Origin of the sequence: Leifsonia sp. 21MFCrub1.1, from assembly GCF_900107895.1 — a bacterium.
Lineage (GTDB): Bacteria > Actinomycetota > Actinomycetes > Actinomycetales > Microbacteriaceae > Leifsonia > Leifsonia soli.
This window is the reverse complement of sequence record NZ_LT629867.1, coordinates 2,155,445-2,174,401: the sequence shown is the minus strand read 5'-3', so window position 1 is coordinate 2,174,401 and position 18,957 is coordinate 2,155,445. Positions and strand designations below refer to the sequence as shown.

The 18,957-nt window shown below is 70.5% G+C and carries 17 protein-coding genes; 15 read left to right on the top strand and 2 right to left on the bottom strand.

Going from position 1 to position 18,957, the window contains the following annotated elements; genetic code table 11:
* Nucleotides 1–34 precede the first annotated feature (34 nt).
* The 9 genes from BLW09_RS10320 to BLW09_RS10280 all read left to right on the top strand — a co-directional run bounded on the left by BLW09_RS10320 (nt 35) and on the right by BLW09_RS10280 (nt 10,218).
* The gene (locus tag BLW09_RS10320; RefSeq protein ID WP_089911986.1) at nt 35–721 is read left to right on the top strand and encodes a TetR/AcrR family transcriptional regulator; all 687 of its coding nucleotides are present in this window, start codon (nt 35–37) and stop codon (nt 719–721) included.
* Between the two features lie 35 nt (nt 722–756).
* Entirely contained in the window at nt 757–1,674 is a 918-nt protein-coding gene (locus BLW09_RS10315) for an SGNH/GDSL hydrolase family protein (protein ID WP_089911983.1), read from the top strand.
* 158 nt (nt 1,675–1,832) lie between these two features.
* On the top strand, nt 1,833–3,305 hold the full coding sequence (otsA, locus tag BLW09_RS10310; protein ID WP_089911980.1) for an alpha,alpha-trehalose-phosphate synthase (UDP-forming): 1,473 nt from the start codon (nt 1,833–1,835) through the stop codon (nt 3,303–3,305).
* Nucleotides 3,306–3,339: 34 nt separating this feature from the next.
* Nucleotides 3,340–4,164 (top strand): trehalose-phosphatase, encoded by an 825-nt coding sequence (otsB, locus tag BLW09_RS10305; RefSeq protein ID WP_089911976.1) that lies wholly within the window; start codon nt 3,340–3,342, stop codon nt 4,162–4,164.
* 72 nt (nt 4,165–4,236) lie between these two features.
* A complete protein-coding gene (ilvD, locus tag BLW09_RS10300) occupies nt 4,237–5,931 on the top strand; it encodes a dihydroxy-acid dehydratase (protein WP_089911974.1) in 1,695 nt (564 codons plus the stop codon).
* 53 nt (nt 5,932–5,984) lie between these two features.
* Complete coding sequence (locus tag BLW09_RS10295) at nt 5,985–7,790, top strand: acetolactate synthase large subunit (RefSeq protein ID WP_089911971.1); 1,806 nt, start codon at nt 5,985–5,987, stop codon at nt 7,788–7,790.
* Between the two features lie 2 nt (nt 7,791–7,792).
* Complete coding sequence (gene ilvN / locus BLW09_RS10290; protein WP_026307135.1) at nt 7,793–8,302, top strand: acetolactate synthase small subunit; 510 nt, start codon at nt 7,793–7,795, stop codon at nt 8,300–8,302.
* A 72-nt stretch (nt 8,303–8,374) separates the two neighbouring features.
* Nucleotides 8,375–9,403, top strand: coding sequence for a ketol-acid reductoisomerase (gene ilvC, locus BLW09_RS10285; RefSeq protein ID WP_018190579.1), 1,029 nt, complete (start codon nt 8,375–8,377; stop codon nt 9,401–9,403).
* Nucleotides 9,404–9,489: 86 nt separating this feature from the next.
* Nucleotides 9,490–10,218 (top strand): copper homeostasis protein CutC, encoded by a 729-nt coding sequence (locus tag BLW09_RS10280; RefSeq protein ID WP_089911970.1) that lies wholly within the window; start codon nt 9,490–9,492, stop codon nt 10,216–10,218.
* Between the two features lie 13 nt (nt 10,219–10,231).
* Here the strand turns inward: BLW09_RS10280 and BLW09_RS10275 are convergent, their stop codons facing one another.
* Complete coding sequence (locus BLW09_RS10275; RefSeq protein WP_089911967.1) at nt 10,232–10,612, bottom strand: DoxX family protein; 381 nt, start codon at nt 10,610–10,612, stop codon at nt 10,232–10,234.
* 149 nt (nt 10,613–10,761) lie between these two features.
* Between BLW09_RS10275 and serA the strand changes: the two genes are divergently transcribed.
* Entirely contained in the window at nt 10,762–12,354 is a 1,593-nt protein-coding gene (gene serA, locus BLW09_RS10270; protein WP_089911963.1) for a phosphoglycerate dehydrogenase, read from the top strand.
* Nucleotides 12,355–12,667: 313 nt separating this feature from the next.
* Here serA and BLW09_RS10265 read toward each other — a convergent pair whose 3' ends face one another.
* The gene (locus BLW09_RS10265) at nt 12,668–13,309 is read right to left on the bottom strand and encodes a TetR/AcrR family transcriptional regulator (protein WP_231946775.1); all 642 of its coding nucleotides are present in this window, start codon (nt 13,307–13,309) and stop codon (nt 12,668–12,670) included.
* Nucleotides 13,310–13,367: 58 nt separating this feature from the next.
* Between BLW09_RS10265 and BLW09_RS10260 the strand changes: the two genes are divergently transcribed.
* From BLW09_RS10260 to BLW09_RS10240, 5 genes are all read left to right on the top strand, one after another.
* Nucleotides 13,368–14,894, top strand: coding sequence for an MFS transporter (locus tag BLW09_RS10260; protein ID WP_089911960.1), 1,527 nt, complete (start codon nt 13,368–13,370; stop codon nt 14,892–14,894).
* Between the two features lie 73 nt (nt 14,895–14,967).
* Entirely contained in the window at nt 14,968–16,023 is a 1,056-nt protein-coding gene (locus BLW09_RS10255) for a 3-isopropylmalate dehydrogenase (RefSeq protein ID WP_089911958.1), read from the top strand.
* A gap of 25 nt (nt 16,024–16,048) precedes the next feature.
* Nucleotides 16,049–17,179 (top strand): branched-chain amino acid aminotransferase, encoded by a 1,131-nt coding sequence (locus tag BLW09_RS10250; RefSeq protein WP_089911953.1) that lies wholly within the window; start codon nt 16,049–16,051, stop codon nt 17,177–17,179.
* A 92-nt stretch (nt 17,180–17,271) separates the two neighbouring features.
* Nucleotides 17,272–18,153, top strand: a complete 882-nt coding sequence (locus BLW09_RS10245) for a ketopantoate reductase family protein (protein WP_089911950.1) — start codon at nt 17,272–17,274, stop codon at nt 18,151–18,153.
* Nucleotides 18,150–18,935: a fumarylacetoacetate hydrolase family protein gene (locus BLW09_RS10240; protein ID WP_089911947.1), complete on the top strand. Its 786-nt coding sequence runs from the start codon at nt 18,150–18,152 to the stop codon at nt 18,933–18,935. Before BLW09_RS10245 ends, BLW09_RS10240 begins: the two co-directional genes overlap by 4 nt.
* Nucleotides 18,936–18,957: the final 22 nt, after the last annotated feature.

Below are 18,957 nucleotides of genomic sequence, written 5' to 3'. Positions count from 1 at the left end.
CTGTATCGACAGCTCCCTTCAGGAAGGTTTCAGCTTGGACAGCACGACTCTCAGTGATGGCGCAGCCAGCGGGGTCGCCGAGGACATCCCGGCCGAGTCCGCGCGGCGGCAGCGCACCCGCGCCCGCCTGCTCGACGCGGCGTTCGATGTGTTCGCGGAGCAGGGCGTCCGCGCCGCCAGCGTCGAGACGATCGCGGAGGCCGCCGGTTTCACGCGCGGCGCGTTCTACTCCAACTTCTCCAGCAAGGAGGAGCTGTTCTTCGCTCTCATGGAGCGCGAGAAGACGATGCGGCTGGAACAGCTCAACACCGGCGTCGCGCAGTTCCTCGCCCCGCTCGTCGGCCCGGACGGGGCGGGTCTCGACGACGACGATGTGCTGCAGACCATCACGCACATCCTCGAGCTGCAGTCCGACGACCGGCGCTGGTGGCTCGTGCAGGCCGAGTTCCAGCTCATGGCGCTGCGGGACCACACGATCGCGGCCGACTACCTCCGCTACCACGACGAGTTCTTCTCCGACCTCACCGAGATCGTCGTCGCCGCGCTCGACAGCGCCAGGAGACGCTTCACCATCGACCCGGAGGAGGCCGTGCGCGTGATCGCCGAGCTGTGCGCGAGCGGCGAGGCCCGCGCCGTGCTCGCGGGCGACGAGCGGACGTTCACCGAGCGGCTGTCGGAGTCGGTGCCGGCGATCCTGCTTGCACTGACGGAGCGCGTCTGAGCGTTCGCCAAGCGTCGGCGACTACCCTCGATGGGATGCGACCCGAAGCACCCCGGACCTCCAGCGCGCCCCGCCGCGCGCCGCGCTCCTCGCGTGCGCTCCGCGCCGTCGCCCTGGTCGCCGCGGCAGGCGTCCTGACCGTGCTGACGGCGTGCTCCTCGGCGCCGACGAGTGCCGAGCCGCCGCGGGCGGTGTCCTCGGCGGTGCCGACGCCCACCGCGACGCCCGACCCCTTCCCGAAGGAGCCGCTCACCCCGTCCACCCGGTACGTCGCCCTCGGCGACTCGTTCGCCGCGGGCATGGGCGGCGGCGACGAGAAGGGCAAGTGCCGAGTGAGCCCCTCGAATTACCCCGCGGTGTTCGCCCGCGAGTCCGGCGTGGACCTCGTCGTGAACGCCGCCTGCGCCGGAGCCACCACCTCCGACCTCCTCAAGCACCAGCTCAGCGCGCTGGACGACCGCACCGACCTCGTCACCGTGAGCATCGGCGGCAACGACCTCGGCGTCGCCGCGATCGCGGGGGACTGCGCAGCGGGGAAGGCCGCCGCCTGCCGCAACGAGGTCACGGCAGCGCTCTCCCTGCTGAACGTCCTGCCCGACCGCCTCGACACGGTCTACAGCGCCATCGCGCAGTCCGCCCCCAACGCGCGCATCGTCGTCACCGGCTACACCCTCCTCTACGACGCGTCCGACCCGAACGCCCCCGACTTCGGCACCGCCGCCGCGATCAACGCAGCCACCCTCGGCCTCAACGAGGTGATCCGCCAGGCGGTCGACCAGCAGCGGGCCGACGGCAAGGCGATGACATATCTGCCGGTCGACTTCGCCGGGCACGCGATCGGCGACAGGAAGCCGTGGCTCAACACGACCGGTCCCGACGTGTTCCACCCGACCGCCGCGGGCTACGCGGAGTACGCGAGCCGGCTCATCCAGCTGCTGGGCCAGGCGCACTAGGCGGACCGCCCCTGAGCGGGCTCGGAGGACGCTGGTACCCTGGCAGGTGCCACATCCCGACCCCTCGAGGGAGTTGACCCACCATCACCGCGACGCCTGAATCGACGACGACCACCGCGAGCACCACCACGAACGACGACACGTACGACCTGGTCATCGTGTCCAACCGACTGCCCGTCGACCGCGTGGTCGACGAGAGCGGGAACGCCGACTGGCGGCCATCGCCCGGCGGCCTGGTCGCGGCGCTCGAGCCGGTGATGCGCTCGCAGGACGGCGTCTGGATCGGCTGGGCCGGCGTCGCGGGCGAGGAGATCGAGCCCTTCGAGGCCGGCGGCATCAACATCCTGCCCGTCCCGCTCTCCGACCAGGAGCTGCAGGAGTACTACGAGGGCTTCTCCAACGACACCCTGTGGCCGCTGTACCACGACGTCATCGCCCAGCCGAGCTACCACCGCGAGTGGTGGGAGAGCTACGTGAAGGTCAACCGCCGGTTCGCGCAGGCGGCCGCCTCGGTCTCCGCCCCCGGCGCCGTCGTCTGGGTGCACGACTACCAGCTGCAGCTGGTCCCCGCGATGCTGCGGGAGCTACGGCCGGACCTGGTGATCGGGTTCTTCAACCACATCCCGTTCCCGCCGTACGGCATCTACTCTCAGCTGCCGTGGCGCCGCCAGATCATCGACGGCCTGCTCGGCGCGGACGTGATCGGCTTCCAGCGCGTCGCCGACGCCGGCAACTTCTCGCGTGCGGTCCGGCGGCTGAAGGGCTTCGAGACCCGCGGCCCCATCATCGAGGTGCCGATCGACGCCGACGACCCCGAGGCCGGATCGCACCGCCACGTCACCACCGACCGCCGAGGTGGACTGGTGCGCACGGTGCTGGCCCGCGCGTTCCCGATCTCGATCGACGCCGACCAGTACCAGGAGCTCGCCAGGCGGCCGGAGATCCAGGCCAGGGCACGCGAGATCCGCGAGGAGCTCGGCAACCCCGAGAAGATCATGCTCGGCGTCGACCGTCTCGACTACACCAAGGGGATCGGTCACCGGCTGAAGGCGTTCGGCGAGCTGCTCGAAGAGGGCAGGCTGAACGCGGAGGACGTCACGCTGGTCCAGGTCGCCAGCCCCAGCCGTGAGCGCGTCGAGACCTACCGTCAGCTGCGCGACGAGATCGAGCTGACCGTCGGCCGCATCAACGGCGACTACTCGACGCTGGGCCACACGGCCATCGCGTACCTCCACCACGGGTACCCGCGCGAGGAGATGGTGGCGCTGTACCTCGCCGCCGACGTGATGCTCGTCACCGCACTGCGCGACGGCATGAACCTGGTGGCCAAGGAGTACGTCGCAACGCGCGTGGACGAGGACGGCGTTCTCGTGCTCAGCGAGTTCGCGGGCGCCTCCGACGAGCTGCGGCAGGCCCTCCTGATCAACCCGCACGACATCGAGGGGCTCAAGGAGACCGTCCTGCAGGCGCTCGCCATGCCGCGCCGCGACCGCACACGGCGGATGCGCGCGCTGCGCAAGAAGGTGCTCACGAACGACGTCGCCCGCTGGTCGGCGTCCTTCCTCGACGCGCTGACCCGCAGCGCGCACGGGGACCACCCGCTGCAGAACCCGCCGGTCAACCGGCGCTGAGCCGCATCCACCCCACCCTCCCGCAGAAAGACCCATGACCGACACCGCCTCGCACCGCCCGCCCGCCTCCGCCATCGCCCTCGCTTCTGCGCTCCAGGAGCTGGCGCGGACGGATCGGCTGCTGCTCGCCCTCGACTTCGACGGCACGCTCGCGCCGTTCGTCGACGTGCCGCGCGGCGCCCGCGCGCTGCCCGAGTCGAAAGCAGCGCTCGACCGGCTCGAGCACCTGCCGGACACGTGGGTCGCCTACGTCTCCGGACGGCCGCTGTCGAGCCTCGAGACCGTGACGGAGGCCGACGAGGACGCCCTGCTGGTCGGCTCGCACGGCGTCGAGATCCGTTTCGGCCGCGACGGCGTCAGCCTCGATCTCGACGCCCGGGAGCAGGACACCCTGGCTCGGCTCGGCGCGGCGCTGCAGGCGCTGGTCGACGACATCCCGGACACCAAGCTGGAGACGAAGCCGGTCGGGTTCGGGGTGCACTATCGCCGGGTGTCGGCCGGACGCGGACCGGAGGTCGTCGCCCGCGCCCGCGAGGCCGCCGCGGCGGTGAGCGACGAGCTGACCATCCGTGACGGCAAGGACATCATCGAGTTCTCCATCCGCGGCGCGGACAAGGGCGACGGCGTCGAGCGCCTCCGCGAGTACACGCACGCGACCGCCGTGCTCTTCGCCGGCGACGACGTCACCGACGAGGACGGCTTCGCTGTGCTGCACCCCGAGCGCGGCGACGTCGGGATCAAGGTGGGCGCGGGGGAGACGGCCGCGCAGTACCGCGTCGCCGACGAGCGCGCGATCGCCACCCTGCTCGGCCTGCTGGCGCAGGCGCGTGAGGCGCACCTGAAGTCGTCAACAGACTGACGCCAGATCGGGTTGTCCACCGGTCGCCGACGCATGGTCGGAGCGGCATTCGAGACGTCCTAGAGTTGTTCCATGCCAGAAGTCGATTGGAAGCCGCGTTCGCGCGTCGTCACGGACGGGATCGAAGCCACCACTAGCCGCGGGATGCTCCGCGCCGTCGGCATGGGAGACGAAGACTGGGAGAAGCCGCAGATCGGCATCGCCAGCTCGTGGAACGAGATCACGCCATGCAACCTCTCGCTCGACCGCCTCGCGCAGGGCGCCAAGGAAGGCGTGCACGCGGGCGGCGGGTACCCGCTCCAGTTCGGCACCATCTCCGTCTCCGACGGCATCTCGATGGGCCATGAGGGCATGCACTTCTCGCTCGTGTCGCGCGAGGTCATCGCCGACTCGGTCGAGACCGTCATGATGGCCGAGCGCCTCGACGGCACCGTCCTGCTGGCGGGATGCGACAAGTCGCTCCCCGGCATGCTGATGGCGGCGGCCCGCCTCGACCTCTCCGCTGTCTTCCTCTACGCGGGCTCCATCGCCCCCGGCTGGGTGAAGCTCTCCGACGGCACGGAGAAGGACGTCACGATCATCGACTCCTTCGAGGCGGTCGGCGCGTGCAAGGCCGGCAAGATGAGCGAAGAAGACCTCAAGCGCATCGAGTGCGCCATCGCCCCGGGCGAGGGCGCCTGCGGCGGCATGTACACGGCCAACACCATGGCCTCCGTCGCCGAGGCGCTCGGAATGAGCCTTCCGGGCTCCGCCGCGCCGCCGTCGGCCGACCGTCGCCGCGACTACTACGCGCACCGCTCCGGCGAGGCCGTCGTGAACCTGCTCAAGAAGGGCATCACCGCGCGCGACATCCTGACGAAGGAGGCGTTCGAGAACGCCATCGCCGTCGCCATGGCGTTCGGCGGCTCGACCAACGTCGTGCTCCACCTCCTCGCGATCGCGCACGAGGCCGAGGTCGACCTCACCATCGACGACTTCAACCGCATCGGCGACAAGGTCCCGCATATCGGCGACCTGAAGCCCTTCGGCAAGTACGTGATGAACGACGTCGACCGCCACGGCGGCGTCCCCGTCGTCATGAAGGCCCTGCTCGATGCGGGTCTCCTGCACGGCGACTGCCTCACGGTGACGGGCAAGACCGTCGCCGAGAACCTCGCCGAGATCAACCCGCCCGCCCCGGACGGCGAGGTCATGCGCTCGCTCGACAACCCCATCCACCCGACGGGCGGCATCACGATCCTCAAGGGCTCGCTCGCGCCCGAGGGCGCTGTCGTCAAGACGGCCGGCTTCGACGCCGAGGTGTTCGAGGGCCCCGCGCGGGTCTTCGAGCGCGAGCGCGCCGCGATGGACGCGCTCACCGAGGGCACCATCAAGGCAGGCGACGTCGTGATCATCCGCTACGAGGGCCCGAAGGGCGGACCGGGCATGCGCGAGATGCTCGCCATCACCGCCGCCATCAAGGGCGCAGGCCTCGGCAAGGATGTACTACTATTGACGGACGGACGATTCTCAGGCGGCACAACCGGCCTGTGCATCGGCCACATAGCACCCGAAGCGGTGGACGCAGGTCCCATCGCCTTCGTGCGCGATGGTGATCTGATACGGGTCGATATCGCGGCTCGCTCCCTCGACCTACTTGTCGACGAGTCTGAGCTGACCGCCCGCCGTGAAGGCTGGGCGCCTCTTCCCCCGCGCTATACCCGTGGCGTTCTCGCGAAGTTCTCCAAGCTCGTGCGCTCCGCAGCTGAAGGAGCCGTCACCGGGTAGGGGCCGTTCGCACCACCACCGACCACCGCAGTATGTAAGGACTGATGACAGGCATGTCCACGGATGCAACCCCCAGCAGTGTGTTGCCGTCCGCGACGCCGGGCAAGGCGTCGCCCGAGATCCTGACCGGCTCCCAGTCGGTCGTCCGCACCCTCGAGCTCCTCGGCGTCACCGACGCCTTCGGGCTCCCCGGGGGTGCCATCCTCCCCATCTACGACGCGATTATGGACTCCACCCGGATCCGTCACGTCCTCGTCCGTCACGAGCAGGGCGGCGGTCACGCCGCCGAGGGCTACGCGGTGGCGTCCAACAAGGTCGGGGTCGCCATGGCGACCTCCGGCCCCGGCGCCACCAATCTCGTCACGGCGATCATGGACGCGCACATGGACTCCGTCCCCGTGGTGTTCATCACCGGCCAGGTGTTCTCCACCCTGATGGGCACGGACGCGTTCCAGGAGGCCGACATCGTGGGCATCACGATGCCGATCACCAAGCACTCCTTCCTGGTGAAGGACGTCGAGGACATCCCCTCGACGATCGCGGCGGCGTACCACATCGCCGGCACTGGTCGTCCCGGTCCCGTCCTCGTCGACATCACCAAGGACGCGCAGCAGAACACCGCTCCGTTCGTGTGGCCCCCGAAGGTCGATCTGCCGGGCTACCGGCCGATCACCAAGGCCCACGGCAAGCAGGTCCTGGCAGCGGCCCAGCTGCTCGCCGAGGCCAAGAAGCCCGTGCTCTACGTGGGCGGCGGAGTGATCCGCGCCCGCGCGTCGCAGGAGCTGTTCGAGCTCGCCGAGGCGACCGGCGCGCCGGTCGTCACCACGCTGACCGCGCGCGGCGCCTTCCCGGACACGCACAAGCAGCACCTCGGCATGCCCGGCATGCACGGCACGGTGCCCGCGGTGCTCGCGCTGCAGGAGTCGGACCTCATCATCTCGCTCGGTGCGCGGTTCGACGACCGGGTCACCGGCAACACCTCGCTGTTCGCGCCAAACGCGAAGATCGTGCACGTCGACGTCGACCCTGCCGAGATCTCCAAGATCCGTGTCGCCGACGTCCCCATCGTCGGCGATGCCAAGGACGTCATCGTCGATCTGACCGCCGCGTTCCAGGACGCGACCCGCTCGGCGGCGCCCGACCTCATCGAGTGGTGGACCTACCTGAACGGGCTCCGCGAGGAGTTCCCGCTCGGGTACACGCCGACGACCGACGGGCTGCTCGCTCCGCAGTACGTCATCCAGCGGATCGGTGAGCTCACCGGCCCGGAGGGCGTCTACACGGCGGGCGTCGGCCAGCACCAGATGTGGGCCGCGCAGTTCATCAAGTACGAGCGGCCCAACTCGTGGCTCAACTCCGGCGGCGCCGGGACCATGGGCTACTCGGTGCCGGCGGCGATGGGCGCGAAGGTCGCCCAGCCCGACCGCGTGGTGTGGGCGATCGACGGCGACGGCTGCTTCCAGATGACCAATCAGGAGCTCGCCACCTGCACGATCAACGACATCCCGATCAAGGTCGCGATCATCAACAACTCGTCGCTCGGGATGGTGCGGCAGTGGCAGACGCTCTTCTACGACGGCCGCTACTCCAACACCGACCTCAACACGGGCCACGACACCGTGCGCGTCCCCGACTTCGTGAAGCTGGCGGAGGCGTACGGCGCCCTCGGCATCCGCGTCACGAAGGAGGAGGAGGTCGACGCCGCCATCAAGCTGGCGCTGGAGACCAACGACCGCCCGGTGGTGATCGACTTCGTCGTCAGCGCCGACGCCATGGTGTGGCCGATGGTCCCGCAGGGCGTCAGCAACAGCTACGTCCAGTACGCCCGCGACCACAGCCCGTCGTTCGGAGGGGAGTGACCATGAGCACGCACGTTCTGAGCCTCCTCGTGGAGGACAAGCCGGGTCTGCTGACCCGCGTGGCGGGGCTGTTCGCCCGTCGCGGGTTCAACATCCACTCGCTCGCGGTGGGGACCAGCGAGGTCGACGGGCTGTCGCGCATCACGGTCGTCGTCGACGTCGAAGACCTCCCGCTCGAGCAGGTGACCAAGCAGCTCAACAAGCTGATCAACGTCATCAAGATCGTCGAGCTCGACCCCGCGCAGTCCGTTCAGCGCGAGCACCTGCTCATCAAGGTGCGGGTGGACAACTCCACGCGTTCCCAGGTGCTCGAGGCCGTCAACCTCTTCCGCGCCCGCGTGGTCGATGTCGCGACGGATGCGCTGGTGATCGAGGTCACCGGCGACAGCGGGAAGACCCAGGCGCTGCTCAAGGTGCTCGAGCCGTACGGCATCAAGGAGATGGCCCAGTCGGGCCTGCTCGCGATCGGCCGCGGCGGCAAGTCCATCACCGAGCGCGTCTTCCGGAACTGAGCCCGCCGCTCGGCGGACCGACCAATTCACACACGACTTCACACACGACCCAACCAGCAAGGAGAAGCAGCAGTGGCTGAGATCTACTACGACAACGACGCGGACCTCTCGATCATCCAGGGCAAGAAGGTCGCCGTCATCGGTTACGGCTCGCAGGGCCACGCGCACGCGCAGAACCTCCGCGACTCGGGCGTCGAGGTCGTCATCGGCCTCAAGGAGGGCTCGAAGTCGAAGCCGAAGGCCGAGGAGGCGGGCTTCCGCGTCCTCAGCGCCTCCGACGCGGCGGCCTGGGCCGACGTCATCGTCATCCTCGCGCCGGATCAGGTGCAGCGTCACCTGTACGCCGACGACATCAAGGACAACCTGCAGGAGGGCAACGCCCTCGTCTTCGGCCACGGATTCAACATCCGCTTCGGCTACATCGAGGCGCCGGAGGGCGTCGACGTGATCATGGTCGCACCGAAGGGCCCCGGCCACACGGTGCGCCGCGAGTACGAGGCCGGCCGTGGCGTCCCCGTCATCGTCGCCGTCGAGAAGGACGCGTCGGGCAACGCCTGGCCGCTCGTGCTCTCGTACGCGAAGGCGATCGGCGGCCTCCGCGCCGGCGGCATCAAGACGACCTTCACCGAGGAGACCGAGACCGACCTCTTCGGCGAGCAGGCCGTGCTCTGCGGCGGCGTCTCGCAGCTCGTCCAGTACGGCTTCGAGACCCTGACCGAGGCCGGCTACCAGCCGCAGGTCGCCTACTTCGAGGTGCTGCACGAGCTCAAGCTCATCGTCGACCTGATGTGGGAGGGCGGCATCGCCAAGCAGCGCTGGAGCGTCTCCGACACGGCCGAGTACGGCGACTACGTCTCCGGACCGCGCGTCATCGACCCGCACGTGAAGGAGAACATGAAGGCGGTGCTCTCCGACATCCAGGACGGCACCTTCGCCAAGCGCTTCATCGCCGACCAGGACGCCGGCGCCCCGGAGTTCCTGGCCCTCCGCAAGAAGGGCGAGCAGCACCCCATCGAGGCCACCGGCCGCGAGCTGCGCAAGCTCTTCGCCTGGAACGCGTCGAACGACGACGACTACGTCGACGGCGAGGTCGCGCGCTGATCGCGGCCCGCGCCTCGTAACCGCACCGCAGTAGTCTCAGGGTGCCGCACGCGACGCGTGCGGCACCCTTCTGCGTCAGGAGCCACATGGGCATCGCCGTCGAGATCGCCGTCCAGGACATCGCCGGCGTGCGCGTGGCCCTGGCGGAGGGCGCCGACCGCGTCGAACTGTGCAGCGCGCTCGGGATGGGCGGTCTCACCCCGTCCGCCGCGCTCATCACCGGCGCGGTCGCCGAAGCGCGCGCGGGCGGCCGCGACGGGTTCGTCCACGTCCTCATCCGCCCGCGCGGCGGCGGGTTCGTCTACGACGCCGACGAGCTGGCGCTGACCATCGCCGACGTGCGCTTCGCCCGCGACGCGGGCGCGGCGGGGGTCGTCGTCGGCGCCCTCGACGACAGTGGCGCCGTGGACGCGGAAGCCGTCGCCGCGATCCGCACCGCCGCCGGTCCGCTCGCCGTGACGTTCCACCGGGCGATCGACGTGTCGCCCGACCCGCTCGCGGCGGCCGAGCAGCTGGCCGGACTCGGCGTGACGCGCATCCTCACCTCCGGAGGCGCAGAGCGGAGCATCGACGGCGTCCCTGTGCTGCGTCAGCTGGCGGATCGCGTCGGCGGCCGGGTGCAGGTCATGGCGGGAGGGGGAGTGCGCGTCGACGACATCCCCGCGATCGCGGCGACCGGGGTGGATGCGGTGCACCTCTCCGCGCGCGACGGCGTGCAGGGTTCGCCGAGCGGCCCGGGCGGGGGCGCGGCGACCTATGACATCACGGACGCCCGGATCGTCCGCGCGGCCGTGGAGGCCGCGGCGCGGGGGTAGCCCCCCCCGGCCGCTACAGCGCGCAGAACACGCAGAGGGCGATCAGCACGATCTGCAGGACCAGCCGCGGGACGAGCGGCGTCGCGAAGACGCCGAACCGCTCCGTCTTGCCCGCGGCGTAGGCGTTGGCCGGGAACACGGCGATGAGGAAGACGGCCAGGCAGATCGCGGCGGGCACCCGGGTGGCCGGGATCAGGAGGCCGATCCCGCCCAGGATCTCGCAGACACCGGTGATCGCGACCAGGATGCCCGGCCGGACCACGCGCAGGGCCGGCGGCACCATCGCCGCCATGCCGCGCGCCGGGCCCGGAACGAAGTGCAGCGTCCCCATCGCGACGAACACCACCGCGAGAAGGATGCGGACGATGAGCTGTGCGATCTCGAGAAGTGTCACCGTGCCATCCTCTCCTGTGGTTGTCCACAGGTGGCGTAACGCGGCGAAAGGGGGCGGTGGCCGCCCGCTAGAGTTAAGCCGTTCCGCGCCCCACCGACCGTGGCGCCGTCCTCCCAAGCCAGCCCTCGCCCTCTGTAAGGAACTGCCACGTGACAAAGCCGGTCGTCCTGATCGCCGAAGAACTCTCGCCCGCCACCGTCGACGCCCTGGGGCCCGACTTCGAGATCCGCTCGGTGGACGGGACCGATCGGCCGGCGCTGCTCGCGGCGGTCGCCGACGCCGACGCCATCCTGGTGCGCTCCGCGACCAAGGTGGACGCCGAGGTCATCGCCGCCGCACCGGTCCTCAAGGTCATCGCCCGCGCCGGCGTCGGGCTCGACAACGTCGACATCAAGACGGCGACCAACGCCGGCGTCATGGTCGTCAACGCGCCGACGTCGAACATCATCTCGGCCGCCGAGCTCACGGTCGGCCACATCCTGAGCCTCGCCCGCCACATCCCCGCCGCGCACAACGCGCTCGCGCAGGGACAGTGGAAGCGGTCGAAGTACACCGGCGTCGAGCTGTACGAGAAGACCATCGGCATCATCGGCCTCGGCCGCATCGGTGCTCTGATCACCGCGCGCCTGCAGTCGTTCGGGACCAACGTCATCGCGTACGACCCGTACGTCACGAGCGCGCGGGCCCAGCAGCTGGGCGTCCAGCTGGTGACGCTCGACGAGCTGCTGGCGCAGTCCGACTTCATCACCATCCACATGCCGAAGACGCCGGAGACCACCGGCATGATCTCCGACGACCAGCTGGCCCTGATGAAGAAGACGGCGTTCATCGTCAACGTGGCCCGCGGCGGCCTGATCGACGAGGATGCGCTTTACCGCGCCCTGACCACCGGCACGATCGCGGGCGCCGGGCTCGACGTCTTCGTCTCGGAGCCGCCGCAGGACTCCCCGCTGCTCGCGCTCGAGAACGTCGTGGTGACGCCGCACCTGGGCGCATCCACCGACGAGGCGCAGGAGAAGGCGGGCGTCTCGGTCGCGCGCTCGGTGCGGCTTGCGCTGTCGGGCGAGCTGGTGCCCGACGCGGTGAACGTCGCCGGCGGCGTCATCGACCCGTACGTGCGCCCCGGCATCCCGCTCGTCGAGAAGCTGGGCCAGGTGTTCTCCGGGCTCGCGAGCAGCCCCGTGACGAGCGTCGACGTCGAGGTGCGCGGCGAGCTCGCCGACTACGACGTCAGCGTGCTGAAGCTCGCGGCGCTGAAGGGCATCTTCACCAACATCGTCAGCGAGACCGTGTCGTACGTGAACGCGCCCCTGCTCGCCGACCAGCGCGGCATCGAGGTCCGCCTCATCACCGACTCGGTGAGCGAGGAGTACCGCAATCTGATCACCCTGCGCGGCGCCCTGAGCGACGGTTCGCAGATCGCCGTGTCCGGCACGCTGACTGGCCCGAAGCAGATCGAGAAGATCGTCGGGATCAACGGCTACGACGTGGAGGTGCCGGTCGCCGAGCACCTCGTCGTCATGGTCTACGACGACCGTCCCGGCATCGTCGCGGTCTACGGCCGCGAGTTCGGCGAGGCGGAGATCAACATCGCGGGCATGCAGGTCGCCCGGACCTCGGCCGGAGGCAAGGCGCTCAGCGTGCTCACCGTCGACTCGCGCGTGCCGGACGGCCTGCTCGAGAAGGTGCGGCTCGCGATCGACGCCGACCTCATGCAGGAGATCGACATCACCGAGTCCTGACGGCCGCCGGGCGGGTCTCCGGCGGCCACCGCCGGAGATCGGCCTCCCACGGTCGGAGATCGGCCTCCCACGGTCGGAGATCGGCGCCCGATCGCGCCGGAACTCCATCCGGACCGCGTTCCGTCGGAGATCTGCGGCGCTTTCTCCGACGCTAGGTCCGGTGTGCGCGTGTGCGGTTTACGCGCGCGTCCGGTTTACGCGCGCGTCCGGTTTACGCGCGCGTCCGGTTTACGCGCGCGTCCGGTTTACGCGCGCGTCCGGTTTACGCGCACGTCCGGTTTACGCGCGCGTCCGGTTTACGCGCGCGTCCGGTTTACGCGTCCCCGGCGAACCGGCGGATCAGAGCGACCAGATCGTCGATGTCCGTCTCGTCCCTGAGCACGTTGTTGGCCGCGGGAAGCAGGGCGGTGTTGTAGTACATCCCGTCGCCGATCAGCATGATCGTGCGCGCCACCAGCGGGTCGCCTACCGCCTCCTGCAGCACCTCCAGCCAGCGCCGCTGCGCGCTCGCGAGGGCGTCGCGCGCCCGCGGGTCGGCCGCCTGCGCCAGCCGGGCGATCGCGACGATCGCGCGCTCGAAGCGGGAGTCGGTGGGGATCGACGTCCGGAGGAAGTAGTCCACCGGGCCGTCGGGGGCCGCCCGCATGGCGGCGAGGTCGTCGTCGATGAGGGCCGCGAAGCGGTCGAGCACGCCGGCGGCCAGCGCCTCCTTCGACGCGAAGTGATAGAGCAGCCCGCCCTTCGAGACGCCGGCGCGGGCGGCGACGGCGTCGAGGGTCGCGGCGCGCTCGCTCTGCTCGGCGAGCAGCTCCTCGAAGGCGTCGAGCACGCGGTCGCGCGCGGAGACCGGAGCCGCCGGCGCCCCCGTCGACGCGACGCCTCCGCCGGACGCTCCAGGCGCGGGCGACGCGGCGCCGGGCGATGCGGGGGAGGGGGACGCTGGCGCGGACGGCATGCCTCCATGGTAGCGGGACCGCTTTGCGACTGTACCGTCCAGACGGTACAGTTACAGCATGACCACGACACCGACCCTCCCGACCCCGTCGATCACGCGTGCCGGCGTGCGCGGTTGGGCGGCGCTCGGCGTCCTCATGCTGCCGACGCTGCTCGTCTCCGTCGACAACACCGTGCTCAGCTTCGCCCTGCCCGCCATCTCCGAGGCGCTGCGCCCGTCGGCGACCGGGATGCTGTGGATCGTCGACATCTACCCGCTCGTTCTCGCGGGCCTCCTCGTCGCCATGGGCAGCCTCGGCGACCGCATCGGCCGTCGCCGGCTGCTGCTCATCGGCGCCACGGGCTTCGCCGTCGTGTCGGCGGTGGCCGCCTTCGCGCCGACCGCCGAGCTGCTCATCGCCGCACGCGCGGCTCTCGGCGTCTTCGGCGCCATGCTCATGCCGTCCACCCTGTCGCTGCTGCGCAGCGTCTTCCTCGACCGGGAGCAGCGCCGGCTGGCGATCGCGATCTGGGCCTCCGGCTTCGCGGCAGGCTCCGCCCTCGGCCCGATCGTCGGAGGAGTGCTCCTGGAGCACTTCTGGTGGGGGTCCGTGTTCCTGCTCGCGGTGCCCGTCCTCATCCCGCTGCTCGTGCTCGCGCCCCTGCTGGTGCGCGAGTCGCGTGACCCCGCGCCCGGGCCGGTGGATGTGCCCGGCATCGTCCTCTCGCTCCTGACCATGGCGCCGATCGTCTACGGCATCAAGGCGCTGGCGGTCGACGGCTTCTCGCCCGTCGCCGTCCTCGCGATCGGGGTGGGCGCCGCGAGCGGCGCGTTGTTCGTCCGGCGGCAGCTCCGCCGCCCGGTGCCGATGCTCGACATGCGGCTGTTCACCCGTCCCGCGTTCAGCGGAGCCGTCGTCGTCAACCTGCTCAGCGTCGTGTCTCTCGTCGGCTTCCTGTTCTTCGTATCCCAGCACCTGCAGCTCGTGATCGGGCTGACGCCGCTGCAGTCCGGGCTCGTGCTGCTCCCCGGGCTGCTCACGATGATCGTGGCCGGGCTCGTCGTCGTCCCGATCGCCCGCCGCATCCGGCCGGGCGTCGTGATCGCGGGAGGGCTGACCTTCTCCGCTGCGGGCTACCTCCTGGTCGCCCTGACCGGAGGCGGAGCGCCGTGGGGCGTCCTGCTGGCCGCGTTCGTGCTCCTGGGCGCGGGCATCGGCGGGGCCGAGACCGTCTCGAACGAGCTGGTGATCTCGACCGCTCCCGCCGCGAAGGCGGGCGCCGCGTCGGCGGTGTCGGAAACGGCGTACGAGCTGGGAGCCGTGCTCGGCACAGCCACTCTCGGCACCCTGATCACGGCCTCCTACCGGGCGACCCTCGTCGTTCCCGACGGGCTGACGGCCGCGCAGGCGGACGCAGCGGGGGAGACGCTGGGCGGCGCGGTCGCCGTCGCGGCGGGTCTGCCGGACGCGCTCGGCGAGCAGCTGCTGGCGTCGGCCAGAGCGGCGTTCGACAGCGGGGTCGGGCTCACCGCGGTGATCGGCATCGGCCTGGTGGCGACCGCCGCCGTCGTCGCCCTGATCACCCTGCGTCACGTGCGCTCCTGAGCGCCCGTCGATGTCGTGCCGCGGCGATAGGGTGGCACTACCGGTTCCCACCATCGACCAGCGCAGGAGTGCCATGTCCCGTACCGTCAAGCTCGCCGTCATCCCCGGGGACGGGATCGGTCCGGAGGTCATCGCCGAGGCCGTCGCGGTGCTCGACGCGGTGACGGAGGGGAGCGGGCTCTCGTTCGAGAAGACGCACTTCTCGCTCGGCGCCGACCGCTACCTGGCGACGGGTGATGTCCTGACCGACGACGACCTGGAGGCGATCAAGAGCCACGACGCCATCCTGCTCGGCGCGGTCGGCGGCGTCCCGGGCGACCCGCGGCTGGCCGGGGCGAACATCGAGCGCGGGCTCCTGCTGAAGCTGCGGTTCTCGCTCGACCACTACGTGAACCTGCGTCCGACGACGCTCTTCCCCGGCATCGCCAGCCCGCTGGCGAACCCGGGCGATGTCGACTTCGTCGTCGTGCGCGAGGGGACGGAGGGCCCGTACGTCGGCAACGGCGGCGTCATCCGGCAGGGCACGCCCCACGAGATCGCCAACGAGGTGTCGGTGAACACCGCGTACGGGGTCGAGCGGGTGGTGCGCTACGCGTTCGAGCAGGCCGGGCAGCGGAGGCGGAAGCTCACCCTGGTCCACAAGACCAACGTGCTCACCTTCGCCGGCTCCCTCTGGAAGCGGATCGTGGATGCGGTGGCCGCCGAACACCCCGACGTCACGGTCGACTACCTCCACGTCGACGCGGCCACGATCTTCCTGGTCACGGATCCTGCTAGATTCGATGTGATCGTCACGGACAACCTCTTCGGCGACATCCTCACCGACCTCGCGGCCGCGATCAGCGGCGGCATCGGGCTGGCGGCCTCGGGCAACATCAACCCGGCCGGGGCCTTTCCGAGCATGTTCGAGCCGGTTCACGGATCGGCCCCCGACATCGCCGGCCAGCAGAAGGCCGACCCCACCGCCGCCATCCTCTCCACGGCACTCCTGCTCCGCCACCTCGGCGAGAAGGAGCTCGCCGGACGCGTGGAGCAGGCGGTGACCGCCGACCTCGCCGCCCGCACGGGCGCTGCGCGAACGACCTCCGAGATCGGCGCAGCGATCGCCGCACGAGTGGCGCAGAATTGAATCACCGTCGCATAAAGGACCTGTCATGACTTCGACCAGCATCTCCCTCACCAGCGGACCCACCGAGACCTCGGGCCTGCTCTGGAACGTCACCCGCAACGAGGCCGCGCGCGATGCGGCCACCCGGGCCGAGATCCTCGCGGATCCCGGCTTCGGCAACCACTTCACGGACCACATGGTCGACATCTGCTGGTCCGCGAAGGGCGGCTGGCACCGTCCGCGCGTCTCTCCCTACGGACCCATCCAGCTGGAGCCGTCGGCCGCGGTGTTCCACTACGCGCAGGAGATCTTCGAGGGGCTCAAGGCCTACCGCCACGAGGACGGCTCGATCTGGGGCTTCCGCCCGGAGGCGAACGCGGCCCGCATGCAGCGCTCGGCGTACCGCCTGGCTCTTCCCGAGCTGCCGGTCGAGCACTTCCTCGACTCGCTCAAGCAGCTCATCGCCGTCGACGGCGACTGGGTGCCGGACGCACCGGAGACCAGCCTGTACCTCCGTCCCTTCATGTTCGCCAAGGAGGCGTTCCTCGGCGTCCGCCCGGCCAACAAGGTCGCGTACTACCTGATCGCGAGCCCGGCCGGCGCGTACTTCCCGAGCGGCGTCGCCCCGGTGTCCATCTGGCTGTCCGACCGCTGGTCGCGTGCGGGCAAGGGCGGAACGGGTGCGGCGAAGACCGGCGGCAACTACGCCTCCAGCCTGCTGCCGCAGTCGGAGGCGTACGAGCACGGCTGCGCCCAGGTGCTCTTCCTCGACTCGGTCGAGGGAAAGTACCTCGAAGAGCTCGGCGGGATGAACGTGGTGCTGGTGCGCAAGGACGGCACGCTGATCACTCCGGAGTCGGACAGCATCCTCGAGGGCATCACCCTCGACTCCGTGCTGCAGCTGGCCCGCGACCGCGGTCACGCCGTGGAGCGCCGCAAGGTGACGCTCGACGAGTGGCGCGACGGCGTGGAGTCGGGCGACATCGTCGAGGTGTTCGCGTGCGGCACCGCCGCGGTGATCACGCCGATCGGTGAGCTCAAGTCGGACACCTTCACGGTGGGCGACATCACGGCGCCTCCCGGCGAGCTGACGATGTCGCTGCGCCAGGAGCTGACGGACATCCAGTACGGCCGCGAGCGCGACCGCCACAACTGGATGTACCGCCTCGACGCGTAATTCCTCCCGCGAGGTGCTCGTCGTTGCCGTCGACACGCCGTGAGGCGCCGCAACGTCGAGCACCTCGCGCGGGCTGACGAGGGGAGTCTGCGGTGACGGAGGGTGACGGGACGGTCTTCGCGGTCGTCGGACCGGGCGCGGTCGGCGGCCTGCTGGCCTGGCTGCTTCACCGGGCCGGACACGAGGTCGTCGCAGTCGGCCGACCGGCGACGGTCGAGGCGATCCGTCGCGACGGAATCGAGGTGCGCAGCGAGCTGTTCGGCGACGGCGTCGAGCGCGTCCACGCGGCGACCGAGGTGCCTCCCGGCGCCAGCGTCCTGCTCGCGACCAAGGCCTTCGGTCTGGATGACGTGCTCGCGGGCATCACGGCCGCCGGGCCCACCGAGGTGATCTCGTTCCTCAACGGCGTCGAGCACATGGAGCCGCTGCGTGCGGCCCTGCCCGGCGTGCCGGTCGCTGGCGCATCCATCGCGGTGTCGGCACTGCGCGCATCCACCACCGTGATCGACCACCGGAGCCCGTTCGTCCGGATCGAGGCGCCGGACGCGGCCGCCGGCTTCGCCTCGGTGCGCGCGCTCACCGACGCGGGCCCCAGCGTGCGCGTCGGCGGCTCCGAGGCCGAGGTGCTGTGGGCGAAGTTCCGGCTGCTCGCCTCGCTCGCCCTGCTGACCTCGTACTGGCGGCAGCCCGCCGGCTCGGCGTTGAGCGAGGATCCCGAGCTGACCGAGGGCGTCGTGCGGGAGGTGGTCGCCTGCTCCGCGGCCGAGGGCGTACCCGCGTCCGAGCTCGAGCTCGTGCGGGCCCTGCGCAGCGTCCCCGGCGGGATGCGGACCTCCCTCCAGGAAGACCTCGCCACCGGCGCGCCCAGCGAGCTCGACGCCCTGGGCGGGGCGCTGCTCCGCATCGGGGAGCGGCACGGCATCCCCACCCCCTCCCTTGCCCGCATCCTGTCGGCGCTAGGCTCGGACGCGTGAAGATCGCACGTTTCAGCCACACCCGCGAAGGCTCGTCGACCCCGGCCATCGACTACGGCATCGTCGACGACGACGCCCTGGTCGTGCTCGCGGGCGACCCGATGTTCGTCGGATTCGAGACCACCGGGGAACGCGTGCCGCTGGCGAAGGTCGGCTCACTGCTCGCGCCGGTCATCCCGCGCTCGAAGGTCGTCGCCGTCGGCAAGAACTACCGCGAGCACGCCGCCGAGATGGGCGGAGAGGCGCCGGGCGAGCCGCTGCTGTTCCTGAAGCCGAACACGGCCGTGATCGGCCTCGGCGATGCGATCGTGGTGCCGCCGCAGTCGGAGCGCGTCGACTACGAGGGCGAGCTGGCCGTGGTGATCGGGAAGATCGCCCGCAACGTCCGCGCCGAGAACGCCGCTGAGCACATCTTCGGGTACACCGTGGCGAACGACGTGACCGCGCGCGACCTGCAGGAGAAGGACGGCCAGTGGACGCGCGCGAAGGGCTTCGACACGTTCTGCCCGCTCGGCCCGGTCATCGAGACCGAGCTGGCTCCGGACGCCGTGCTGCGGACCCGCCTCAACGGCGAGCTGAAGCAGGAGGCGCCGATCTCGGACATGGTGCACGACATCCCGTCGATCGTGGCGTACGCGTCGAGCGTCTTCACGCTGCTCCCCGGCGACGTCATCCTGACCGGCACTCCCTCCGGCATCGGCCCCATGAAGGCCGGCGACACGGTCGAGGTGGAGGTCGAGGGCGTCGGATCGCTGGTGAATCCGGTGCGCGCCCCGAAGTAGCCTCCCCGGTAGGATCGAAGAC

Bases quoted from the DNA above. Each gene is read 5' to 3' on its own strand.
- BLW09_RS10315 (WP_089911983.1), top strand. From the start codon at position 757: ATGCGACCCGAAGCACCCCGGACCTCCAGCGCGCCCCGCCGCGCGCCG.
- BLW09_RS10260 (WP_089911960.1), top strand. From the start codon at position 13,368: ATGACCACGACACCGACCCTCCCGACCCCGTCGATCACGCGTGCCGGC.
- otsB (WP_089911976.1), top strand. From the start codon at position 3,340: ATGACCGACACCGCCTCGCACCGCCCGCCCGCCTCCGCCATCGCCCTC.
- BLW09_RS10255 (WP_089911958.1), top strand. From the start codon at position 14,968: ATGTCCCGTACCGTCAAGCTCGCCGTCATCCCCGGGGACGGGATCGGT.
- ilvD (WP_089911974.1), top strand. From the start codon at position 4,237: ATGCCAGAAGTCGATTGGAAGCCGCGTTCGCGCGTCGTCACGGACGGG.
- BLW09_RS10250 (WP_089911953.1), top strand. From the start codon at position 16,049: ATGACTTCGACCAGCATCTCCCTCACCAGCGGACCCACCGAGACCTCG.
- ilvN (WP_026307135.1), top strand. From the start codon at position 7,793: ATGAGCACGCACGTTCTGAGCCTCCTCGTGGAGGACAAGCCGGGTCTG.
- BLW09_RS10265 (WP_231946775.1), bottom strand. From the start codon at position 13,309: ATGCCGTCCGCGCCAGCGTCCCCCTCCCCCGCATCGCCCGGCGCCGCG.
- BLW09_RS10280 (WP_089911970.1), top strand. From the start codon at position 9,490: ATGGGCATCGCCGTCGAGATCGCCGTCCAGGACATCGCCGGCGTGCGC.
- BLW09_RS10295 (WP_089911971.1), top strand. From the start codon at position 5,985: ATGTCCACGGATGCAACCCCCAGCAGTGTGTTGCCGTCCGCGACGCCG.